This window comes from Micromonospora sp. WMMD967, assembly GCF_029626165.1.
GTDB lineage: Bacteria > Actinomycetota > Actinomycetes > Mycobacteriales > Micromonosporaceae > Micromonospora > Micromonospora taraxaci.
Genome location: NZ_JARUBK010000001.1, coordinates 5,948,362 through 5,967,859, shown reverse-complemented (window position 1 = coordinate 5,967,859; position 19,498 = coordinate 5,948,362). Strand labels below are relative to the sequence as shown.

The 19,498-nt window shown below is 68.8% G+C and carries 17 protein-coding genes; 12 read left to right on the top strand and 5 right to left on the bottom strand.

What is annotated here, in order from left to right; genetic code table 11:
* Nucleotides 1-55: 55 nt before the first annotated feature.
* The 3 genes from O7631_RS26820 (at nt 56) to O7631_RS26810 (ending at nt 2,358) form a co-directional block, all read left to right on the top strand.
* Complete coding sequence (locus tag O7631_RS26820) at nt 56-439, top strand: nuclear transport factor 2 family protein (RefSeq protein ID WP_278146826.1); 384 nt, start codon at nt 56-58, stop codon at nt 437-439.
* A gap of 174 nt (nt 440-613) precedes the next feature.
* Complete coding sequence (locus O7631_RS26815; protein WP_278146825.1) at nt 614-1,861, top strand: NAD(P)/FAD-dependent oxidoreductase; 1,248 nt, start codon at nt 614-616, stop codon at nt 1,859-1,861.
* A gap of 8 nt (nt 1,862-1,869) precedes the next feature.
* On the top strand, nt 1,870-2,358 hold the full coding sequence (locus tag O7631_RS26810; protein ID WP_278146824.1) for a MarR family transcriptional regulator: 489 nt from the start codon (nt 1,870-1,872) through the stop codon (nt 2,356-2,358).
* A 63-nt stretch (nt 2,359-2,421) separates the two neighbouring features.
* Here the strand turns inward: O7631_RS26810 and O7631_RS26805 are convergent, their stop codons facing one another.
* Complete coding sequence (locus O7631_RS26805) at nt 2,422-2,826, bottom strand: hypothetical protein (RefSeq protein WP_278146823.1); 405 nt, start codon at nt 2,824-2,826, stop codon at nt 2,422-2,424.
* Nucleotides 2,827-3,277: 451 nt separating this feature from the next.
* Between O7631_RS26805 and O7631_RS26800 the strand changes: the two genes are divergently transcribed.
* From O7631_RS26800 to O7631_RS26780, 5 genes are all read left to right on the top strand, one after another.
* On the top strand, nt 3,278-4,165 hold the full coding sequence (locus O7631_RS26800; RefSeq protein WP_278146822.1) for a hypothetical protein: 888 nt from the start codon (nt 3,278-3,280) through the stop codon (nt 4,163-4,165).
* Nucleotides 4,158-4,658 (top strand): SigE family RNA polymerase sigma factor, encoded by a 501-nt coding sequence (locus tag O7631_RS26795; RefSeq protein ID WP_088988818.1) that lies wholly within the window; start codon nt 4,158-4,160, stop codon nt 4,656-4,658. Before O7631_RS26800 ends, O7631_RS26795 begins: the two co-directional genes overlap by 8 nt.
* Before the next feature lie 197 nt (nt 4,659-4,855).
* Nucleotides 4,856-5,470 carry a hypothetical protein gene (locus tag O7631_RS26790; protein ID WP_278146821.1) on the top strand — a complete coding sequence of 205 codons (615 nt, stop codon included), beginning with the start codon at nt 4,856-4,858 and terminating at the stop codon, nt 5,468-5,470.
* Between the two features lie 208 nt (nt 5,471-5,678).
* A complete protein-coding gene (locus O7631_RS26785; RefSeq protein WP_278146820.1) occupies nt 5,679-6,404 on the top strand; it encodes a serine hydrolase in 726 nt (241 codons plus the stop codon).
* A gap of 190 nt (nt 6,405-6,594) precedes the next feature.
* A complete protein-coding gene (locus O7631_RS26780; protein ID WP_278146819.1) occupies nt 6,595-7,341 on the top strand; it encodes an alpha/beta hydrolase in 747 nt (248 codons plus the stop codon).
* Between the two features lie 159 nt (nt 7,342-7,500).
* On the opposite strand, the gene O7631_RS26775 is transcribed toward O7631_RS26780, so the two are convergent.
* The 4 genes from O7631_RS26775 to O7631_RS26760 all read right to left on the bottom strand — a co-directional run bounded on the left by O7631_RS26775 (nt 7,501) and on the right by O7631_RS26760 (nt 13,475).
* Nucleotides 7,501-8,892: a ricin-type beta-trefoil lectin domain protein gene (locus tag O7631_RS26775; protein WP_278146818.1), complete on the bottom strand. Its 1,392-nt coding sequence runs from the start codon at nt 8,890-8,892 to the stop codon at nt 7,501-7,503.
* Between the two features lie 86 nt (nt 8,893-8,978).
* A complete protein-coding gene (locus tag O7631_RS26770; RefSeq protein ID WP_278146817.1) occupies nt 8,979-11,420 on the bottom strand; it encodes a non-reducing end alpha-L-arabinofuranosidase family hydrolase in 2,442 nt (813 codons plus the stop codon).
* 516 nt (nt 11,421-11,936) lie between these two features.
* Complete coding sequence (locus tag O7631_RS26765; RefSeq protein WP_278146816.1) at nt 11,937-12,617, bottom strand: lytic polysaccharide monooxygenase; 681 nt, start codon at nt 12,615-12,617, stop codon at nt 11,937-11,939.
* A 276-nt stretch (nt 12,618-12,893) separates the two neighbouring features.
* On the bottom strand, nt 12,894-13,475 hold the full coding sequence (locus O7631_RS26760) for a hypothetical protein (protein WP_278146815.1): 582 nt from the start codon (nt 13,473-13,475) through the stop codon (nt 12,894-12,896).
* A 712-nt stretch (nt 13,476-14,187) separates the two neighbouring features.
* Between O7631_RS26760 and O7631_RS26755 the strand changes: the two genes are divergently transcribed.
* From O7631_RS26755 to O7631_RS26740, 4 genes are all read left to right on the top strand, one after another.
* On the top strand, nt 14,188-17,100 hold the full coding sequence (locus tag O7631_RS26755) for a BTAD domain-containing putative transcriptional regulator (RefSeq protein WP_278146814.1): 2,913 nt from the start codon (nt 14,188-14,190) through the stop codon (nt 17,098-17,100).
* Between the two features lie 53 nt (nt 17,101-17,153).
* Entirely contained in the window at nt 17,154-17,909 is a 756-nt protein-coding gene (locus O7631_RS26750; protein WP_278146813.1) for a DUF2625 family protein, read from the top strand.
* A gap of 116 nt (nt 17,910-18,025) precedes the next feature.
* On the top strand, nt 18,026-18,733 hold the full coding sequence (locus O7631_RS26745; RefSeq protein ID WP_278146812.1) for an alpha/beta hydrolase: 708 nt from the start codon (nt 18,026-18,028) through the stop codon (nt 18,731-18,733).
* 84 nt (nt 18,734-18,817) lie between these two features.
* Nucleotides 18,818-19,489, top strand: a complete 672-nt coding sequence (locus O7631_RS26740) for a TRIC cation channel family protein (RefSeq protein WP_278146811.1) — start codon at nt 18,818-18,820, stop codon at nt 19,487-19,489.
* Nucleotides 19,490-19,498 lie beyond the last annotated feature (9 nt).

Sequence of the window (19,498 nt, the reverse complement as noted above, 5' to 3'; positions counted from 1 at the left end):
GCGGACACACTCCGGCCGCACCGACCTGCCAAAGAGCAGACCTGAAGGAAAGACGATGAGCGACGATGTCCGAGTGATCGCCGACAAGGCGTACGACGCCCTGATCGAAGGGTTCCAGACCGGTTCGTGGGAGGGCTTCTTCGACCTCTTCGACGATGAGGTCGACGTGATCCTCCCGGCCCCGCAGACCGGTCACTTCACCGGGACCGAGGGGCGCGAGAAGCTGGTTGGATTCTTCGGTGTGTTTGCACCTGGTGCCAGCCGGTTCGACCAGGTGGAGGTCATTTCCAAGACCGTTGCCGAGGATCGCGTCGTCGTCGAGGACTGGGCTCGGGGTGTCTTCTTCGGCGAGCCGTACGCGGCCCGGCACTGCATTCACCTCATGGTTCGCAACGGCAAGGTCGTCGGCTTCCACGAATACAACCGACCGCTCGACTGAGCGCGGCCGGCGGCTGCCTGTGGTCCAGTCGGGCACGTAGCCCGCTGGCGCTGGTTGAGCAGCCTTTGGGCCTGGTGCGGGTGGCCCGGCCGGGAGTTGCCGGCCCGGGCCACCCGGTCGACACGGACCGGTCGGCGGCCTTGCCCAAATCATCTTAGTCATTAAGATAAATGCATGACCATATCGATGGACTTCTCGGTGGCGATCGCCGGGGCCGGCCTCTCCGGCCTCTGCCTCGCCCAGTACCTGATGCGGGCCGGCATCGACGTGCACGTCTACGAGCGGGACCCCGGCCCCTTCGTCCGGCGGCAGGGCTACCGGATCATCCTCGACCGGTACGGGCTGGAGGCGCTGCGCGAGAGCCTGCCCCGCCAGCTGTACAACCTGGCGCTGACCACCGGCGACGAGCCCGGCGGCCACCTGCGCTTCACCGACAGCCGGCTGCGGGACGCGTTCACCATCACCTTCAAGGACGAGCCACACGCGACCCGCCAGGTCGACCGGCTGACCCTGCGGTCGATCCTGCAGTCCGGGCTCAACGGGCGCATCCACTACGGCAAGGACGCCGTCGCGGTGGAGAGCGGCGGGCCGGCAGGGCTGCGGCTGCGGTTCTCCGACGGCGGGGCCGCCGGGGCGACAGTCGTCGTGGGCGCGGACGGCGTCGGCTCGGCCCTGCGCGCGCAGCTCATGCCGGACGCGGACCCGACGAACACCCCGATGGCGGGCATCTACGGTCGCTCGCCCCTGCTGCGGAACGGCGAGAGCATCATCCCGGACGCTCTGCGTACCAGTGGGGTCCTGGCCATCGCCGACCGACCAGGCCGCGCCTTCTTCTTCACCTCCATGCGGTTCGGTGAGAGCCCGCCGGAGGCGTTCGCGCGCCTGGCCCCGGGCAGCTATGCGCCCACCGGCTACGACTACGTCATGTGGGGACTGCTGCTCCGGCAGGAGGAGGTGCCCCTCGGTGTACGCGGGGACCTGCTGGCGCTGTGGAGACTCGCCTCCCGGATGAGTGCGGACTTCCACCCCGTCATCCGGCGGTTGGTCGCCACGGCCGAGCTGGACGCCACTGTGCTCAACCTCTTCGCCACCGGCCGGCGCCCGCGACGGTGGGCGGTGCCCCGGGCGACGATGATGGGCGACGCCGTACACGTCATGCCGCCGTTCGGCGCTCATGGTGGCAACACGGCGCTCCGCGACGCCGCCCTGCTCGGCCGCAGGCTGGTCCAGGCTCGCGCGAGCGGTACGCCGGTGGAGGAGGCGATCGCCAGATATCAGGACGAGATGGTGCCCTACGCCTTCCGCGCCGTCGACACCGCCGCCGGGCTGATGCGCCGCCTGACCGGGGGCGCGACCGCACCACACTGGGTGCTGACCCGCGTGTTACCTCGGCTGCACCGGGTCACCGTGCCGGAGGCATGATTGCGGGCATGCCCCACGAGCCGGCCCGTGCGTCCGCGATCGCCGACCTCATGCGCGCCGGGCGGGAGACGTCGCGGCTGTCCATGGTGTTCCGGTACGCCATCGCGGAGCGGCTGGGCCTCACCGTGAGCGACCTGGAGTGCCTGGACTACCTGGCGGACGCCAGATCTGCCACCGCCGGGCAGGTCGCCGAACGGACCAACCTCACCACCGGGGCGGTGACCAGCATGCTTCGCCGGCTCCAGCAGGCGGGCTACGTGACGGCCGAGCGCGATCCGGCAGACCGACGGCGGGTGATCGTCACTCTGCGGCCGGAGCGGATCGCCGAGTTGAAGCGACCGTACGAGCCGTTCGCCGAGCGGGCGGAGCGGCTCATCGAGGGCTACAGCGCCGAGGAGGTCGCGCTGCTCGTCCGCCACAATGAGCGCCTACAGGCGATGTACCTCGCCGAGTTGGACCGCCTCCGCGGCGACGACACCGTACAGCGGTCTGCCTGAGGGGCGCTGCACGGGCCTGGCACTGCGCTGCTGAGGCGTGTGGGGGCCCGACCCGAGCGTTCGCTAGTGGCTACGTCGGCGCGCGGAGCGACCACCGTAGAGATGGACACGGTGGTCGACAACGCGGTCCGGTTCGCCGCGCAGGAACCGGTCGCCGGCAGCATCGCCGTTGCTGACATGGACCACCCAGTCCTCGAAGTACCAGCTGGGGTCGCACGCGCAGTCGGTGAACCGGAGCCGGAAATTGGCCTCGTACCGGCCGACCTGCCCGTACGCGAGGGTGAACAGGCGGGTCGATACTCCCGCGCGGGGAAAAGCCGCCCTGCCGGGCAGACGCTCGACGGTCACCGCCGAGCCCTCGACGGCGAGCCAGAGACCCAGGTCCCGGGCGATGCTCACGTCACCGGTCAGCACCTCGGTGCGGTGCGAGTAGTTGTCGGCCTCGTCGGCCAGGACGTCGTGAACCACGACATCACCTGTTGGCGGCGGCGCAGGAAGCTCGATCGGGCGGTTGAGTCCCCGACGGGCGTTGGCCTGGTGAGCACCGCGGCTTGCCGCGCTCCACCGCACACGTACCCGCTGGATGACGATCACCCCCAGACCATGGCCCACGGCCACAGGTCGCGCCAGCCGATATCAGCGCCCCGACACGTCGGGTCCGGCAGGTGAGCCGATCGACCGACGCACTGGCTTCCACGAGGTGCGCCGGTACCACGGGCCGACCTGTCCGCGGTGGCCCTCCCGACAAGGAAATACGACTCTCCGGAGGCGGCCGCGCACGCGCGGCGAGTGCCGCGTCGGCAGGCGGGCTCCGTCGGAAAAAGTCGTGTCGAAAGGCGGTAACCAAACTGGCCGGCCAACCCGTCAGGTAGGAGACGGGTTGCCACGCAGGGCACCCGGCCGAGGAGGGGTACGGGACATGGGTGACGTCCGTGGACGTTTCACTGACGATCTGGCCCAGCACCCCGCACCACCGTTGGGTGACCTGATCGAGCGGTCAGTGGCGCAGGGCCGCCGACTGCGCCGCCGGCGCCGCCTGGCGCAGTTCGGTGCCGGCGGATCGGCGATGGTGACGCTGGTCGTGATCGGTCTGGTCGCCGGCCCGCTCGGCGTCGGTGCGGATGACGCCGGTCAGCCCGGCGGGATGAACGTGGGTTCGCAGGGTGGGGCGGTCGACTCGGCCACACCGTCTCCGGGCGGCGCGCCAGACGACGCCCCGGGCGGGTTCGTGGACGGCGGAGACAACCCGAGAGGGGTGCCACATGGGCCCGTGTCGGCGACTCCCTCGACCAGGGTCATCGACACCGTGAGGATCGGGGCGGGGCCCGGCGGCGATCTGCTGACCACCACCCCGCAGGGCGCGCTGGAACTGTTGACCCGGCTTCTGCCCAAGGGGAAGACCGGCGGGTATGCGAACCTGCAGAGCGGCGGCGCAGGTGCCGGCATGCCGTACGTCCAGCTTCACCTCGACCGAGGCGAGGGGCCGGGCATGCTGCGGCTCTCCATCTACCGGGACCGCCTCGGTGACAACCCGGCGCCGGGGACGGTGGAGCTGACCGAGAATCCCGACGACTGCGTGCAGAACGAGATGGTCACCGTCTACCACCGCGATGGCCTCCAGGTCGATGTGATGATCTCCACCTGTGTGTCCTGGGAGGGCAAGGGAACGTTTCCGGCACCGCCCGCCCTCTCCGTGGACGAGGCGATCGCGATCGCCGCGAACCCGACGTGGGGGACGAGACTGCCGTCCGAGCTCGTCAGAAGCGGTGCCAAGAACTTCGCGTCCCTGGCCCGGTCGAATGGCTGACGAGGACTTCGTGGAGTTCGCGCAGGCGGCCGCTGGCCGCCTGCGCGACGCCGCGTTTCTGATGTGCCGCGACTGGCATTTCGCCCAGGACCTCACCCAGACGACGCTGGCCAAGGTGTACGCCAACTGGAGCCGGGTCCGCCGGGCCGACGACCCCCACGCGTACGCCCGCAAGGTACTGCTGCGCTGCATGATCGACCAGCAGCGGCGTCGTTCCAGCCGCGAATTGGCGATGTCGGCGCCGCCGGATCGGGGCGAGGAACATCCGGCCGAGCTGCGTATGACGTTGCTGGACGCGGTCGCCACCCTGCCGTTACGGGATCGGGCGATCATCGTCCTGCGCTACTGGGACGACCTGAGCGTGGAGGCAACTGCCGAGGTGGTGGGCGTCTCCACCGCCGTCGTCAAGAGCCAGAGCATGCGTTCCCTCGACCGCCTGCGTCAGTTGCTCGGCGAGACCCGTTCCGAGTTGTTCGCCGAGGAACGCCATTGACCGGTCCCGTCCGCGGCCGGGGTGCGACGGCTCCGAGGGCTCTGTGGTCGGACGGCACCCGCCGCGTCGGTGAAGCCGCGGCGAGCATGCCAGCCGACGCCGCCCGACGCGTGATCTGCGGTGGCATCTATCTGTGTTGGGGAGGTTCCGTGTCCGTATCGAGCAGCGGGGCGTGCCGGGGCCGGAGTCGCGGTTCGATGGCTGTCGTACCGGTGGTCCTGTCGGCGTTGGTGGTGATGGCCACCGGGTGTCAACGGTCGGAGCCCGGCGTCGGCCCCGATGAGCGACACACCGCGAGCGCTGAGCCGGGCGTGCTGCTGGGGGCGGGGGACCTGGGTTCCAACTGGCACGAGGACGACGTCCGTACCGGTCTGCCGCCCTGGCCGTGGGAGCAGAACGACTGCCCCGCCTACCAGAGCAGCGACTATGCGGCGAAGTCGCACCGGCTTGCCGCCTCGGAGCGCTACTACCGGCCGTCGGACGGCTCGTCGTTGGCCCACCACGTGGTGGAGACGTACGAACCGGGGTGGGCCGAGCGGAATGTGACTGACGTTCGTCGGGTCCTGCAGCGGTGCGCGAGCTACCTGGTGCAGGGGGCACGCGTTTCCTTCGAGGTCGTCGACCCACGTTATCTGGGGGACGCCGGCATCCTCGTCCGAGGCCGCATCGAGCGTGCGGGCATGCCGAACACCGTCACGTACGTCGTGATGCTAAGACGAGGCGAGACGGTCTCGACGGTCCGGGTGCCCGAGCTGGGGAGCCAGGCCGCGCTGGATTCGATCGCGGCGAAGGCGGTGGCCCGTCTTGGCTGAGCGGGGAGGTCGGCAGCTGTCACGCCGCTGGGTCGTCTCCGCGGTCACCATGTCTCTGGCGGGTGTGGCGACGGCTGCCTTCGGTGCCACACGCGCTCGCGACGGTGGGGGAGCCGGCCCGTCGCGCGGTCCTACTCCAGCGAGTCCGGTCCCCACGACACCGGCCGTCGACCGGGTCGCCGAGGCGCGGACGCGTATCGAGGCCTACGTGGAACGGTACGACGGTCACCTGGCGGTGGCGGCACTGGATCGACAGGGCACGGCTGCGGTGGCGGTCGGTGCCAAACGGTTCGAGACGGCCAGCATCGTGAAGGTCGACATCCTCGCGGCCCTGCTGCTGCGTCAGAAGCCGGCGGGCAAGGCCCTCAGTTCCAGCACCAGGCGGTTGGCCGAAGACATGATCATGTCCAGTGACAACGATGCGGCGGTGGCCCTGTGGCAGCGGATCGACGGCTCGCGGGGACTCACCGCCGCGAACCGCGCACTCGGTCTGCGGGAGACCAAGCCCAATTCGCACTGGGGCCTCACCACGACGACGGCTGCCGACCAGCTCCGTCTGCTGACCGCGTTGACATCGCCGACGGGACCGTTGACCCCGCAGGATCGTACCTTCGTCATGGGCCTCATGAAGAAGGTGATCCCGGAGCAGCGATGGGGGGTCACCGCCGCGCGGGAGTCGGGCAGTGCAGCCGTGTACGTCAAGAACGGTTGGGACACCGCCGACGTCGACGGTGGTCGCTGGCTGGTCAACAGCATCGGACGGATCGTCGAGACTCGTCATGACTGGCTGATCGCCGTCCTCTCCGACCACCACGTCAGTCAGAAGGAGGGCATCCGCGCCGTCGAGCAGGCCGCAACCTACGTGCTCAAGGAGTTGCGCGCCGCCACCGCTGGCGACGATTCGTCGCAGGGACAGCTCTCCGCCTCTGGGTAGCGCGCGCCGAGCGGCTTTCGGATTTCGCTGACGGAGGTCTCATCCGTGCTGGATATTGGTGCTGTACCGCCCTCCGAGGCCCGGATCCCAGGCCGGCGCGGGGCTGCGAGTGAGACACCCCGTCGAACGTTCCCGCCGCCGACGTACGTCTGCAGACGTCAGCGGCAGGACTTCCGAAAGGTGATGCCGAATGACCGCAGCTGACTCGCCCGGCCAGAAGGCAGGGCTGCCCACTGTTGTGTTCGTCCACGGGGCGTTCGCCGATTCGTCGAGCTGGAACGGGGTGATCGCCAACCTCAAGCGCCGCGGCTACCCGGCCATTGCCGTCGCCAACCCGCTGCGTGACGTGCAGCAGGACGCCGCCTACGTTCGTTCCGTCGTGGACAACATCGATGGTCCGGTCGTCATGGTCGCTCATTCCTATGGCGGGATCGTGATGACCGAGGCTGCGGACGGTGTCGCGAACGTGAAGGCTCTGGTGTACGTCGCCAGCGTCAGCCCGGACGTCGGCGAGAGTGTGCTCGACCTGATCATGAAATATCCCGGGAGTGAACTCGGTACCTCCATCAAGATGGTTCCGTTCCGTCTCCCCGACGGTTCGATGTCCATGGAGCAGTACATCGATCAGGACAAGTTCCCGGCGGTGTTCGCCGCCGACGTCGACCCCGACCTCGCCGCGCTGATGGCGGTCACTCAGCGGCCCGCCGCGGAAAGCGCCCAGACGGGCTCCGTGACCAAGACCGCTTGGAAGTCCATCCCGTCGTGGACCCTGATCAGCAAGCAGGACAAGGGCATTCCGCCGGACCTGCAACGCTTCCTGGCCGACCGGGCCGGGTCCACCACGATCGAGGTCGACGGGTCCCACGCCGTGGCGGTCTCCCAACCAGGCCCGGTCGCCGACTTCATCGACACCGCCGCCCGCGCGACCGCCGGCTAGGCGCGCTCTGCGCCGTAGTCCAGCCGGACGAGCGGGCGGACCCGGCATCCACGCCGAGTCCGCCCGCCCATGTCGGTCTGCCTGTTCAGGTGATCTCGTCCTCGACTGTGCCGACCCGCATGCGCTCGACCATGGTGTTCGGCGGGCGCGTCATGGTCGTCAGGCGATGGGCGTGAGCCGGAACTGCTGGTTGGTCTGGCCGTGGCAGTCGTAGAGCTGGATCTGGGCGCCGTTGGCGGTGCTCCAGACGTCCAGGCATCGTCCGGACTGCACGCCGCTGATGGTGCCGTTGGAGTTGACGTTCCACTGCTGGTTGGTCTGGCTGTGGCAGCTGTAGATCTGCACCGCCGCCCCGTTGCCGGAGCCTGCCGCGTCGAGGCACATGTTGCCGTACACCTGGAGTTGTTTGTTCGAGGTGTAGGTCCACTGCTGGTTGGTCTGCCTGTTGCAGTCGTAGAGGTGGACCCGGGTGCCGTTGGTGCGTGAGGCGTTGGGGACGTCGATGCACCGGCCGGACTGGGTGCCGACGATCTGGTTGGCCGAGCCAGGTGGGACGGTCGGGGTGGGGGTCGGCGTCGGCGGATCGGTCGGCGGCGGCGTGGTCGGTGTCGAGGGCAGCAGCGGGCACGTGCTGCGGTAGGTGACCACACCACTGTTGTCCAGCAGCGGGCAGAGGAACTGGCTGTACCGGGCGTCGTTGTCGACGAACATCTTGACGAACGGCAGCATGGTGCGGACCATCACCGGGTTCGATCGTCCGACCATGAATCCGTGATCCGCCCCCGCGACCTCCAGGTAGACGCTCTCGGTCGTGGAGGGGAGGCTGTTGTACAGACCGGTGGCGTACGACGGGGTGACCACCGTGTCCGCCTGCCCGGCGAAGATCATTGTGGGCACCCGGTCGTTGGCCAGGTTCGACGACGGCGAGTACGGGGCGATTCCGACCACTGCCTTCAGCGACGAGCGCCGGATGGCAGCGCTCAGCGCGCCACCACCGCCCATGGAGTGACCGGCGACGGCCAACCGGGTGGGGTCGACCCGGTCGCGTACCGGGCTCTGCTGGGTGAGGTAGTCCAGTGCGGCGAGCAACTGGGTGCCTCGGGCGGTGTCGAAGTCGTTGCGGCTGTTGGTCTCGATGCCGATCACGACGAAGCCGTGGGAGGCCAGCCACGGCCCCATCCAGGCCAGCTCGGCGGAGAACAACGCCGTGTATCCCGGCGAGATCGCGATGGCCCCGAAGGTGCCCTGGCTGGTGTCGGTCGGGTAGTAGATCCGGCCGCCGTTGAAGCCGTACCCGGTCGGGACACTGACCGACGTGTTGGCGAACGGGCCGTTCACGGCGGTGACGCTGGTCCGGGTGGGGTCCGGGCCGCGCTGGTACGGGTTGTCGGCGGCGGACGCCGACCCGGTAGCGACGGTGATCGTGAGCAACCCGACCGCGGCGGCGAGCCCGGCCGCGGCGAGCTTGAACAGTCGGCCCCTCAAGCCGGTCGACACTCGGTCGGCCTGGGTGTTTCCCCCTTGCGGGGGGTGGTCCGCAGGTCCTCGCATTGTCGGTACCTCCTGGTGGTGGGAGAGCGAAGGGCGGGAGGGCTCGTCATGTGCCGAGCCCGCCCGCCCCCGGTGATGTCCGAACGTCAGCGTTGCAGCGTCAGCAGACCCGGCCGGTACGGCAGGAGACCGTAGTCGCCGCCGGAGCTGGGAGAGCGACCCTGGTAGAGCAGTTGCAGGTTGCAGGCGTCGACCGTCATGGTCTGGTCGGCGTTGGTCCGCAGCAGTTCACCGTGGCTGATGTCGTTGGTCCAGGTGGCACCGCTGTTGGCCTTGCCCGCGAACGGGTTGCTCTCGGACGTGGCCTGCGGCGTCCACGAACCACCCAGGCTGCTGGCGGTGAACGACCGGAAGTAGCGCCCGTTCGCGCCGATGGCCTCGACGATCATCAGGTACTTGTTCAGGCCCTGGAGCTTGTAGACCTGGACGGCCTCGAAGAGGTTGTTCGTCGTGTCGGTCATGATCGTCGTGTAGTTGGAGCCGAAGCTGCCCGGGAAGTTCCCGATCGGCATGCTCGCCCGGTAGATCCGGCCGTTGTCACCGGCGAAGAACAGGTACATGTTCTGGTCGTCACCGATGACCGCCTGGTCGATCGGGCCGGTGTTGGAGTTGGAGATGCTGCCGGTGAACAGCGTCTGCGCCGACGACCACCCGTTCGGGTTGGTCGGGTCGCTGGAGGTCCGGTACGAGAACGCCGTGCCACCCCACTGGTAGGCCAGCACCCAGATGTTGCGCGGCGCGAAGTAGAACAGCGACGGCGCGACGGTCGCCGAGTTCATCGCGTTCTGGCTGGCCGAGCCCATCTGGTTGTAGTTGCTGAAGAGGCCGAAGTTCATCGAGCCCCACGTGGTGCCGGTGTCGTGCGTGGTGGCGTAGACGAGCTGCTGGCCGTTGTATGGCGCGACGGTGAAGTCCTTCAGCGACACCCACCCCGACCGCGGCTGCGCCAGCGCGCCGGTCGACGACCACCGGTACGACGACGGGAGATCGCACGAGGTGGTGGGCGGCGGCGTCGTCGTGGGCGGCGTCGTGGGCGTCGGGGTGGAGCCGCCGCCCAGGGCGGCGAGCCGGAACTGCTGGTTGGTCTGGCCGTGGCAGTCGTAGAGCTGGATCTGGGCGCCGTTGGCGGTGCTCCAGACGTCCAGGCATCGTCCGGACTGCACGCCGCTGATGGTGCCGTTGGAGTTGACGTTCCACTGCTGGTTGGTCTGGCTGTGGCAGCTGTAGATCTGCACCGCCGCCCCGTTGCCGGAGCCTGCCGCGTCGAGGCACATGTTGCCGTACACCTGGAGTTGTTTGTTCGAGGTGTAGGTCCATGCCTGGTTCGTCTGCTTGTTGCAGTCGTAGAGCTGCACCCTGGTGCCGTTGGTGGTTGCCGCGTTCGGCACGTCGACGCACCGGCCGGACTGCGTGCCGACGATCTCGCTGGCCGAGCCCGGTGGGACGGTGGGGGTGGGGCCCGGCGTGGTGGGCGTGGGGGTGGTGCCGGGGCCCGCGCTGTTCAGCGCGTCCAGGGTGGCCGTGTAGGCGGCCTTCTTGTTGCCGTTGCACTCGAAGAGCAGCGGGGTGCCGCCGGAGCGCCACGAGTCACAGTCCCGCACGCCCCAGACCGTGAGCCCGTTGCAGCGAGCCACGGCGAGACAGTCGTTGACCACGCTGCGGTAGGTGTTGGCCTGCGTCGTGCCCGAGCCCTCGATGTCCAACTCGGTGATCTGCACGTCCACGCCGAGGGCGGCGAAGCTCGACAGCGTCGTGCGGTAGTTGCTGTTGTACGGCGAGTTGGCGTTGAAGTGCGACTGGAACCCGACGCAGTCGATCGGCACGCCACGAGACTTGAAGTCGCGCACCATGTTGTACACCGCCTGGGTCTTGGCCCAGGTCCAGTTGTCGGTGTTGTAGTCGTTGTAGCAGAGCTTCGCGTCCGGGTCCGCCGCGTCGGCGGCACGGAACGCCGCCTCGATCCAGTCGTTGCCGGTGCGCTGGAGGTTCGAGTTACGACGGGCGCCGCTGTTGCCGTCCTCGAACGCCTCGTTCACCACGTCCCACGAGTAGATCTTGCCCTTGTAGTAGCCGGCCACCCGGCTGACGTGGTTGAGCATCGCGCTGCGCAGCGCGGAGCCCTCCATGCTCTGCATCCAGCCGGGCTGCTGCGAATACCAGGCCAGGGTGTGCCCACGCACCTTCCAGCCCCGGGAGAGGGCGTGGTTCACGATCCGGTCCGCGTTGCCGAAGGTGAAGTTGTTCTGCTGCGGCTCGGTCGCGTCGATCTTCATCTCGTTCTCGGGAGTGATGCTGTTGAACTCCCGATTCAGGATCGTGGTGTAGGCGCTGTCGTTGAGCTTGTTCGCTGCGACAGCGGCACCGAAGTACCGGCCGGACTGGGCCGCGGCGGCTCCGAGGGTGGTCTCGGCGGCCTGGGCGAGGTTGGGCAGCAGCGATACGACCAGGGCCGCAACTATCGCCGCAGTTCCGGAAAGTGTGAGCGTTCTTGTTCGGATACGTCGAGTGGGACGGGTCCGGGGAACCATAGTGATCCTCCAGTGGTGGGATGGGGGACCTCTGTCGCTGGTGGGGTGGCGGGGCCTCTCGGGCGTTGGCGGTTCCGATGTCGAGTCGGGCCGAACGGGCCGGACGTGACATTGGACGGTTGCCTCAGCTGAGTCGGCTGGAGCTACGTGACCAGCGGATAGAGGGTTGAAATGAGTGGGCCCGGTCGCCTGGGGGCAATCTGCGGCGGGTGCTGGGCGCGGCTGGAAGGTGGGTGGTTCGGTGGTCGGTGTGGCACCTCCAGCGAGAAGACGATCATGTTAACGTTCACACTCATCGATGGCCTTCAGGCTGGCAGAAAATTCCAGGGATATCAACCGGTAGTTTCGGGCCTGTTGCGAGCAGGCAGCTGTGCTGCGGGTCTCTGGCCACGCAACGACAGGGACGCCTGACCTCGGGACGTGGTCAGGCGTCGGCCCTGCTCGCCGCCGCGACGCCGGATGCGCTCCGGCCCAGGACGCCGAACGCCCTGGGCCGGAGTGGTTCCGCGTCGCTGATCAGGCGATTCTGATGTCGCTGCACCACATGTAGGTCTGGTCCATGTGGGACGCCTTCCAGATCACGAACAGGATGTGGTTCCCGCTGCGTCCGGACGCCGAGACGTTGAACGAGATGTTCTGCGCCGGCGCGTACCGCCCGGTCGTCGCGACCAGGTCGAGGTTGCCCCAGCCGAGCTGCTGCGTGGCCGGGTTGAAGCCCTGCTTGGTGACGTAGACCTGGAAGTAGTCAGCACCGTGGCTGGCCTGGTCGTACAGCTGGACCGTGAAGTTGCTGCTGACGGTCGTCGCCTTCCAGGCTCCCAGCTGGTTGAGGGAGTTGTTCCGGGAGAGGCCGTTGCTGCACAGCTGCCCGTTCGGCGTGCGGGCCTGGAACTGGCCGGCGAGGCCGTCGCGCAGCTGGCTCATCCAGTTCCACATGGTGTCGGGGTTGGACTGGAAAGCCTGGTAACACATCGGGTCCTGCTGCTGCATGGCCGGGTTCATGTGCTGGTTGCCCCAGGTCTTCCAGCACTGATAGGCCCGACTCGCCGGGTTGATGATGGTGCCGTGAGCCTGGGCGGCTCCGGTGAACGGCAGCGTGCCGACCACCATCGCGAACAGCAGGACGAGCGCTTGGAGCGACCGGCGGATGGTGGACCGGGACGGTCCGCCGGATTGACCTGACTGGTGTGAACGCACTGTTCATCCTCCGTTCGTTGGTGCGGGGGGTGGGAACGCTCCCAAGGCCACTGTTGCATCAATAAATGTAAATATCAATGTTGATCTGTCTATAGCCGGATGTGGATCGAGCTGTCCGTAATCGTCTGATCAATGACGGGTCTGCGCATGGTGGTCCGCAGCTGCGGTATCACTCGCGCACGCATCCACCACGGCGCCCGGATGGTCAGCTCGCGGCCGGGCGACTCCCCGTCCGGCGGCCGGTCGTGTGCGGGAGCGATGCCCTGCGCGGCGTGGTCAGAGGCCGGCTGCCGCGTCGTACCGGCGACGCTGGTCGGCCATCTCCGCGGCCGTCAGCGCCTCCTCCTGCGCCACCGTCGCGTACTTGGGCGGGAACATCTGCCGCAGCCGGTCGATGAACCTGACGTCCTCGGTCGCCTCGACCACCTGGATGCCCGGAGGGTCGGAGGACATGTCCATGATCACCGGACCGGCCAGCTTGACGGCCACGTCCCAGGGGCGCTTCTGCTCGGCGACCCCGCAGAGGTGGAAGCCGTAGACCGTCCGCACATCGGCGAGCGTGGTCACGTCGGCCGGCTCGTAGCCGTAGACGCGGACACCGCAGATCACCGGCGGCTTCTCCTCCCCGGCGGCCACCTGCTGAGCACCGTGCCCGGCATGGTTGTGCTGCCCCGGGTCCACCCGTTCGAGCGTCGTACGCATCCGGGCCACGATCTGCGCCTGCAGATCCGCCGGCTCCGCCTTCGAGTCTGAGCGGTTGACCAGTACGGCCACGCCGGCTGACGTCGCCAACAGGATCACCGCGACCCACACCAGGCGGTGTCGGTACCACCCCGCGAAACTCTCTCGGGAAATCATGACTGCTTCTCACCTCGTCGCCGGTTCTGGTGCGCTGGCAGGCCGAATCGGACGCGGCCGGCGGGTGGGACATCGAGCGCGTCGGCCGCCGGGGACACGTGCCGGGGGTGCTGGCGACGGGCGGTGTTGGGTTGCCTGCCGGCAGGACGCCCGTCGTGGGGGAGACGGCCCGGCGGTGCGGCAGGCGAGCGCCTGCCCAAGCGGCGCGCTGCCGGCACTGCGATGCTCCCGTGCATGCCGTTCCCAGCGCGGTTGCCCCCGCGCTGCGGCGATATGAGCCATTCCAACACGTCTGAAGGCGTTCTGGCAACATCGACCAGCATCAGTGTTGCCGTGGCCTGGCCATCCGCGCCGAGGACCGTCCGCGCGACACCGGTTCGTGGGGACCCGGTGGTGGTGGTGGCCACAGCCTCGATGTTCTGGTTGGTCGTTAGCCCGACATGCAATATATTGCATGACGCGTGCTGGGCGCTTGGCGGGGAAGCCGCTCCGGGGAGAGCGGGCGATGCGGCCCGGACCAGGTGTGCGTCGCGATGTGATCCACGTCATGAACAGCCTGTTCAGCCAAGGGTTACGCCCTTCTGATGGGTGCCGCGCCGAACGGCGGGCTCGGCGCGCACCGTCGAGATCGACGCCAGCCGTCGGTGCGCCGGGCGGCCCCGCAAGATCGCACGACATTTCCCAGGTGGACGGACGTAGGAAGGTGGAGATCGTGACCGTCACCCACGACGACGAGACACCACTGCGTTTCGGCGTGCTCGGGCCCGTGCGGGTCTGGCGCCAGGGCGAAGAGGTGGACCTCGGCCCTCGCCAACAACGTCTGATCCTGGGTCTACTGCTGGCCAATGCCGGGCAACCCGTCAGCGTCGGCGAGATCATCGAGGTGGTGTGGGGGCAGCGTCCGCCGCAGAGTGCCGTGAACGTCGTGCACCGGTACGTAGGCGCACTGCGGCGTCTGTTCGAGCCCGGACTTCCGGCGAGATCCGGTGGACGGTGGCTGCTGGGCGACGCCGCCGGATATCGGATGCAGGTCGACGCCGGCAACCTGGACCTGCTGCGACTGCGTTCCCTGGCCGACCAGGCCAGGTCGGACGAGGGCGCCGGACGGTTCGCCGAGGCGATGTCGGTCTACGAGGAGGCGCTCGCCCTGTGGCGTGGTCCGTGCGGCGGGGCGTCGAAGCTCGGCGCCAACGATCACCTCGCGTTCAGCGCCGTCGACCACGAGTGCGCGGACCTGGCCCGTGAGGCCACCTCGCTGGCACTGCGACTGGAACGAGCCCGGTCAGTCCTCCCCGTGCTGCGCTGTGTGGCGGACCACCGTCCGTGGGACGAGGCACTGCAGGCTCAGCTCCTCCTCGCGTTGTCCGCCGACGGGCAGCAGGCCGAGGCCATCGCGCTGTTCCAGAGTGTCCGCCGTCGACTCGCCGAGGAGTTGGGCGTGGACCCGGGGGAGGAGTTCCGCGAGGCGTATCAGGTGGTGCTGCGGCAGAACGCTGCCGGAACCACTGCGTCGGTCACCGGCGAGCCGTCGTCCCCGCGCCCACACCCGGGCCGCATGCAGATCGCCCGTGGGCCGTCGCTCACCGAGGTGCTGCCCGCCCAGTTGCCGGCCGACCTTCCGCACTTCACCGGCCGGGACGACGCGCAGCGCCGCACCCTCAGCCTGGTCAACGGTCACGTGTTGACGCAGACGTCGATGCCGGTGCTCGCCATCGACGGAATCCCCGGCATCGGGAAGACCTCCCTAGCCATCCACCTCGCCCACCAGCTGGCCGACGCGTACCCGGATGGGCAGTTGTACGTCGATCTCCAGGGCTTCGACCCCGACCAGTCCCTGCTGCACCCCGCCGAAGCCCTTCAGGGCTTCCTCAATGCCCTCGGCGTCGCGAACGCCGACATGCCGGCGAGCCAGCACGCCCGGTCCGGCCTGTATCGCAGTGTCCTGGCCAGTCGTCGGATCCTCGTCGTGCTGGACAACGCCCACAGCGTCGAGCAGGTACGTTCCCTGCTGCCCGGCGCTCCCGGCTGCCTGGTGCTGGTGACCAGCCGCAAGCGCCTCACCGGGCTGGCCACGGCGCACGGCGCCCACCTGATGACGCTCGACGTCCTGTCGCAGGAGGACGCGCGAAGTTTCCTGACCGCACGAATCGGGGCGGCGCGAACGTCTGCGGACCTGCCGGCCCTGGACGAGATCGTGGAACGCTGCGGGCGGCTCCCGCTGGCGCTCGCCGTGGTCGCCGGCCGGGCCCTGTCCCATCCGGATCACTCGCTGAGCGCTGTCGCCCGGGAACTACGGGACGCCCAGGGCAGCCTGGACGGCTTCTCCGACATGAGCAACGACATCCGGGCGATCTTCTCGTGGTCGTACCGGATGCTCGGTGCCCGCGCGGCCCGCATGTTCCGGCTGCTGTCGCTCCAGCCCGTTCCGGACGTCACGGTTCCCGCGATGGCCAGTCTCGCCGGTGTGCCGGTGGGCGAGGCGCGGCTGCTCGTCGGCGAACTGGTAGGGACCGGGCTGATCGTCGAACACACACCGGGTCGCTTCAGCACCCACGACCTCGTCTGGGCCTACGCGCGAGAGCTGGTCCACCTGCACGAGGACGACGAGACCAGGGACCAGGCGTCGCGCCGGCTCGTCCAGCACTACCAGCAGACGGCGTACGCGGCCAGCCGGCTGCTGGCCCCTGGGCAGATGCTGGACCCGCCGAGGGCGATGGACGCGGTGGCCGTCGGACAGGTGGACGACGCCACCGAGGCAGTCGCCTGGCTGACCGCCGACCGGCACGTCCTCAAGGCAGTGGTCCACCGCCAGATCGAAGACGGGGACGCGGCGTCGGCCCGGCAGTTGGCGATGAGCCTGCGGACCTTCTACCAGCGCGAGGGCTGGTGGCAGGACTGGGCCACTGTCGCACGGGCGTGTCTGCGGGCGGTCACCACCGCCGGGGACGCCATCGGCAGTGCGCACATGCTGCACAGCCTGGCCGGCGCCGAGCATGCGTTGGGCGACGACGACACCGCCGCGCGTCTCCTGCGGCAGGCGCTGGACCTCTACAACGGGCTGGACTGTCGGTCGGAGCAGGCGTTGGTGTACCACGACCTCGGTCAGGTCAGCTCGACGCAGGAGAACTACCGCGATGCCGTGGCCTATCACGAGCGCGCTCTGCGCCTCGTCGAGTCGTTGGACGATCTGCCCAACCAGGTGTCCGTCCTGTGTGGTCTCGCCACCGCGTACTCCGGTCTCGGCCGGCACGACGCGAGCACGGACCTCGTCGGGCGGGCCCTGTCGATCGCCGAGGCGCTCGGTGACCTCTACGGCCAGGGGTTGTGTCACGAGACCCTGGCCCAGTGCCGCCGGGTCGGAGGTGACCTTCCGGCCGCACTGGTGGGCATGAAGCGCGCGGTTGCCGTCTACCGGCAGGTCGGCTGGCGCATGAACAGGGTCGGGTGTCTGGTGCACCTCGGCGACATCGCGGTGGCGGTGGACGACCGGGTCGGCGCCCGTGAGGCGTGGCAGGAGGCACGTGAACTGGTTCGTCATCTCAGCGTGCCGCAGGTGGCCGACATCCGCGATCGCCTGGACCACCTTGATGCGGATACGGCAGCCCGCGCCCTGGTCGGGCGCTGAACTTCACGGCTGCGGTTCCGTCGTTCGAGGTATGGATGGAAGGGGTGACGGTGATGCTCGACCTTGACGACCTCGATGCCCTCGTCGAGGACGACGACGCCTCGTGGTTCGCCCTGCTGGACGTCCTGTTGCGAAGCTTCGCCGCGCCGCGGGTTCTCGCTGTCGACCGGGAGCAGGCGCGAGCCGGCCTGCGGCAGCTTCAGGTACCGGCGAACTCCTCGCTCGGTGCCATCGCCTGGAACTGCGGCGGCATCCTGCTCTACGACGGGTGGCTGCGCATCTTCGGTGGTTCACCGTCGGCGGAGGTCAGCCTTCCCAGCATCGGTCAGGTCAACGCCTTCCCGGCCGACGTGGACTGGACGTGGACGCCGACCGAGGGTCTGATCGTGGCGAACGACGTGCTGGGTGGTGTCTTCTTCCTCAACGGCCTACGGCCGGCCGCAGGGCGGCCCGGTGTGCCCGGTGAGGTCATCTACTTCGATCCACGGTCCTTGGACTGGACCAGGATGAGGCTGTCCCACCGCGAATGGCTGACCTGGTCGGTGTCCGGAGAACTGCCGCACTTCTACGACGGCCTGTTGTGGCCGCAGTGGCGCAGGGACGTGGCAGCGCTCCGTTCCGACCAGGGGATCGCCGTACTCCCGTCGCTCTGGAACGGCACGGCACCGGCAGCGGGCACGACCCGGACCGTCGTGCCCATGGCGGACATCCTGACCTTCCAGTTCGACGCCGCCCGGCGAAGGGGCCGGAGTCTTGCCGGCGCTTTCGGCCGTTTTTCCGTCGGGCGAGTGGCTGGTCACACGGTCTGAGCATGCCTTGTTGCGATACCCGGCATGCAATATACTGCACATCAGAGCCGGCGACTGCCGGTTCGCACAGGACCCCGCCCGGGGTGAGCCGGCGCGGCGACGGAAGGGGAAACCCCATGAGCACCAACGGTCGAGGAATCGAGAACGTCGTGCTCGTGCACGGCGCGTTCGCCGACGGCTCGGGCTGGCGCGGCGTGTACGACAAGCTGACGACCCTGGGCTACCGGGTCACGATCGTGCAGAACCCGCTCACCTCGCTGGAGGACGACGTCGCGGCGACCACGAGGGTGCTCGACCGGCAGGACGGCCCGACGATTCTCGTCGGCCACTCCTGGGGCGGCACTGTCATCACCGAGGCGGGGGTTCACCCGAACGTCGCCGGACTGGTCTACGTGTCCGCACTGGCACCGGACGCGGGTGAGACCACCGGCCAGCAGTACGAGGGATTCGGCCCGACACCCGACTTCGTCATCGACGTCGCCGAGGACGGTTACGGGTTCCTCAACCCCGACACGTTCAAGGCCGGGTTCGCCGCGGACGCCAGCGACGCCGACGCCGCCTTCCTGCGCGACTCGCAGGTGCCGGTCAACATGGCGGCCTTCGCGACGCCGGTGAAGAACGCCGCCTGGCGCGACAAGCCGAGCTGGGCAGTCATCGCGACCGACGACCGGGCCTTCGACCAGGCGATGCTGCAGCACATGGCCACGCGCATCAACGCGAAGATCACCAACGTCGCCGCCAGCCACGCCCTCTTCGCTACGCAGCCCGGCGTCGTCTCCGACGTGATCGTCACCGCCGCGCAGAGCGCCGGCGGCGCTCGCTGACGCACCACCATCCCCGATCCAGGGCCGGCTCGCACCTACATGGCAGCGCGAGCCGGCCCCGAGCCACCCGGAGCGTGACGCCGCATGTCCAGCACGACGTTCCAGGTGGCACTGTGGATCGAACTCCTCGCCGCGGGACTCGGCGGCCTTCAGGGTGCCCTGTTCGCGGCGGGGGAGAGGCATCGCCGCATCGACCTGCTCGGCGTCATCGTCATCGGGCTCGCCGTCGCGCTCGGAGGAAGCCTCCTGCGTGACGTCGTGCTCAACCAGCCGCCGGTCGTGATCTGGAAGAACTGGTACCTGCTGGTGGCCGGCGCCGCAGCGGTCCTGGGCATGTTGCTCCAGCCGGCGCTGGCGCGAGCCGGCTGGCTGATCACCGTGCTGGACGCGGTCGTCATGGGGCTGTTCGGCGCGATCGGAGCCTCCAAGGCGTTGTCCCTAGGCGTCGGCGAAGCCGGGGCGCTGGTCGTGGGAGTCATCGGAGCCATCGGGGGCGGCATGCTGCGCGACGTCATCCTCAGCCTGCCGATCTCCTTTCTCCAGGTCGGCACGCTCTATGCCGTCGCCGCCGGGGCCGGGGCCGGCTCACTCGTCCTGCTCACCGCGTTCGGCGCACCGATCCTGATCGCTGGTCTCGTCTGCGTGGTCGTGACCACGTCCGTCCGTCTGGCCGCCGTCCGCTTCGGCTGGACGTTCCCTGAGCAGGGCGCGGTACGCCCACGACGCCCGCAACCCGTGAAGACACCAGCTGAGTGACCGACTCAC

What these genes read in the sequence shown, in the direction of transcription:
- O7631_RS26820 (WP_278146826.1), top strand. Translation starts at nt 56, where the DNA reads ATGAGCGACGATGTCCGAGTGATCGCCGACAAGGCGTACGACGCCCTG.
- O7631_RS26815 (WP_278146825.1), top strand. Translation starts at nt 614, where the DNA reads ATGACCATATCGATGGACTTCTCGGTGGCGATCGCCGGGGCCGGCCTC.
- O7631_RS26810 (WP_278146824.1), top strand. Translation starts at nt 1,870, where the DNA reads ATGCCCCACGAGCCGGCCCGTGCGTCCGCGATCGCCGACCTCATGCGC.
- O7631_RS26800 (WP_278146822.1), top strand. Translation starts at nt 3,278, where the DNA reads ATGGGTGACGTCCGTGGACGTTTCACTGACGATCTGGCCCAGCACCCC.
- O7631_RS26795 (WP_088988818.1), top strand. Translation starts at nt 4,158, where the DNA reads ATGGCTGACGAGGACTTCGTGGAGTTCGCGCAGGCGGCCGCTGGCCGC.
- O7631_RS26790 (WP_278146821.1), top strand. Translation starts at nt 4,856, where the DNA reads ATGGCTGTCGTACCGGTGGTCCTGTCGGCGTTGGTGGTGATGGCCACC.
- O7631_RS26780 (WP_278146819.1), top strand. Translation starts at nt 6,595, where the DNA reads ATGACCGCAGCTGACTCGCCCGGCCAGAAGGCAGGGCTGCCCACTGTT.
- O7631_RS26775 (WP_278146818.1), bottom strand. Translation starts at nt 8,892, where the DNA reads ATGCGAGGACCTGCGGACCACCCCCCGCAAGGGGGAAACACCCAGGCC.
- O7631_RS26770 (WP_278146817.1), bottom strand. Translation starts at nt 11,420, where the DNA reads ATGGTTCCCCGGACCCGTCCCACTCGACGTATCCGAACAAGAACGCTC.
- O7631_RS26760 (WP_278146815.1), bottom strand. Translation starts at nt 13,475, where the DNA reads ATGATTTCCCGAGAGAGTTTCGCGGGGTGGTACCGACACCGCCTGGTG.
- O7631_RS26750 (WP_278146813.1), top strand. Translation starts at nt 17,154, where the DNA reads ATGCTCGACCTTGACGACCTCGATGCCCTCGTCGAGGACGACGACGCC.
- O7631_RS26745 (WP_278146812.1), top strand. Translation starts at nt 18,026, where the DNA reads ATGAGCACCAACGGTCGAGGAATCGAGAACGTCGTGCTCGTGCACGGC.
- O7631_RS26740 (WP_278146811.1), top strand. Translation starts at nt 18,818, where the DNA reads ATGTCCAGCACGACGTTCCAGGTGGCACTGTGGATCGAACTCCTCGCC.